We start from the raw sequence: 2118 nt of genomic DNA on the forward strand, positions 1-2118 counted from the left end.
TGCAGAGCTTTTAAAGCTGATGCTGTCGCACGAGATGTTATCCTAAGTATATTATCTGCAGCGCAAAAGACCGCGTCAGACTGCAATATACAACCATGGCGAGTAAGGATCATCAGCGGAGCTGCGCTAGATCGACTTCGACATGCTATGTACGAGCGCGCACTGTGCGGAGCAGCCCCCGTTGCGGATATACCACCGATCGCAAGCTATTTTGGCGTTTATAAAAATCGGCGGCGCGATTGTGGCTGGCAACTATATAGTGCGCTTGGTATCCAGCGCGGAGATCGTACGGCATCGGGGAAGCAGGCACTTGAAAACTATCGCTTCTTCGGAGCCCCGCATTTAGCTCTTGTCACCACTCCCGCTACACTTGGCGCACGCGGTATGTTGGATTGCGGTGGGTACTTGACCACATTCATGCTCGCAGCTTCCGCTCTTGGTGTCGGCACTGTCCCGCAGGCATCGATTGCATATCGCGCCGATGTGATCCGTGAGCAGCTAGGGATCTCGGCGGAGGAACACATTGTGTACGGTGTATCGCTTGGTTGGCCGGACGAGTCTCATTCGGTTAACGGCTATCGTACTTCGCGCGCGTCACTTGAAGAAGTGGCCGAGTTCATTGATCTATAGCAGATGTGTTCTCACTCGTCCGCGAAGATTGCCGAACGAGAGATGGTGCCGTCTGTCGCCTATGGCGAACTGCTTCAGGCGCATCACGGTATTGATGGCAAATCCCTACGCATCGATATTGGGCATGGTAAAGCGAGGCGCGGAGCTGGGGGCTGCACATATATTGCTGCGATAGCCATTTTTCATAGTGTTGGTCGGCGCGTGGCAGGGGCAATGAGCGCGTTCGATCTCGCACTGCCCTCGACCTTGACGCAATTGCCTACGCAATGGGCGCAGTTTTCGATGACAATCGATTGCCTGTCGTTCCGACAGAAAGTATCGAAGTACACCGCATTTTTTACCTTCATCAACGCGTCTGGACAGCCCTCGGCGAGGCCGCCGTCAGACTGGATACCCAGTGGCATACCGGTTGGGGTACAAGTTATTGCTTGCTTTGGCCGAGAAGATCAAATCCTCGTGGCGGCAGCCCAAATGGAATCCGTCGCTCCTTGGCCTGGCCGGGTCCCGAAGCTTTGAGGGTTCACCCAATACAGTGCAAGGCGAAACGAGGTGCTTTTGGTCGATTTCCATCACCGGAACGGCTCGGAATCGGGGCTGAGTCGGCGCAGTTTTGACGATATCGCCAGAATTGCGTCGGCGTGTCAGCGGCTGGAAGCTGCGCGAGAAGTGCTCAAGCACGCTTCTGCCGGAGGCGACTTCGATGACCTCAGTGAACTGTCGGAGAGGCAGGGGGACGATCTCTCGTGCGCGGTATTGCGCGCAGCTGCTTCACACCTTCGGTCTGTGAGTGCAATATCGCGGCGTGATCCGTTCGTAGCGTTAAGTGCCGCGAATCAGGCGATAGATCACTGGTCTATTGCCGCGGCCTCGATCTCTAGTTCGCGACCACGACTCAACCTGCTGACTGCTGTCGCATGCAGTCTCATGCTACAAAAATATCACTGCGACGAGCACATTGAAGCCCTCGATCTGATAACGACAGCGTCTCAACGAAGCCGACTCGTCGTCGCCTTTGGATTCGCGGAACTGAATCGCCTGGAAGAGGCAATCGCGATAGCCGCTCCTGTTATCCTGCGTTGGCGTGCTAATTACATGCATGGATCTAGTGCGCTGCGATCAATTGAAGTTGCAGTGCATGGGTGGTTGTCAAGAAGTGGTAGGTACGTCGAGGCACGCGGCTACGCACCCGATTGGGATGGTGTGGCTTCACGGGAAGTTTGCGGGCAGTGGCGTTCAATCATCCACCATGAGGTAGTCGATATGGTGCCGCTCCTCAAATTTGCTAACGAAATCTCTGTTCTTCCGGGCGAGATTGAGACCGGAAACCAGCGCGGTTGAGCGGGTTGTGATTCATGGAACTGCAACTGACTTTTCGAGAGGCAGTGTCGGTATTCATGGTAGTTCAGTAAGCGTTGCCCCAGCACCGTCTGTTCATGAAGGTCCATAGACGGCAATCTGGTTCCCACCAAAATGTGGTGGGGACCAGAA

At 55.0% G+C, this 2118-nt stretch carries 3 protein-coding genes; all 3 read left to right on the forward strand.

The annotated features are described in order from the left end of the window. The coding region (locus U5A56_RS36725; RefSeq protein ID WP_257776143.1) for a nitroreductase at nt 1–630 on the forward strand (630 nt) is incomplete at its 5' end. Nucleotides 631–672: 42 nt separating this feature from the next. Continuing rightward, nucleotides 673–1146, forward strand: a complete 474-nt coding sequence (locus U5A56_RS36730; protein WP_257776142.1) for an amidase — start codon at nt 673–675, stop codon at nt 1144–1146. A gap of 33 nt (nt 1147–1179) precedes the next feature. After that, complete coding sequence (locus tag U5A56_RS36735) at nt 1180–1968, forward strand: hypothetical protein (RefSeq protein WP_257776141.1); 789 nt, start codon at nt 1180–1182, stop codon at nt 1966–1968. Nucleotides 1969–2118: the final 150 nt, after the last annotated feature.

The organism is Burkholderia sp. BCC1998 (assembly GCF_905339875.1).
GTDB lineage: Bacteria > Pseudomonadota > Gammaproteobacteria > Burkholderiales > Burkholderiaceae > Burkholderia.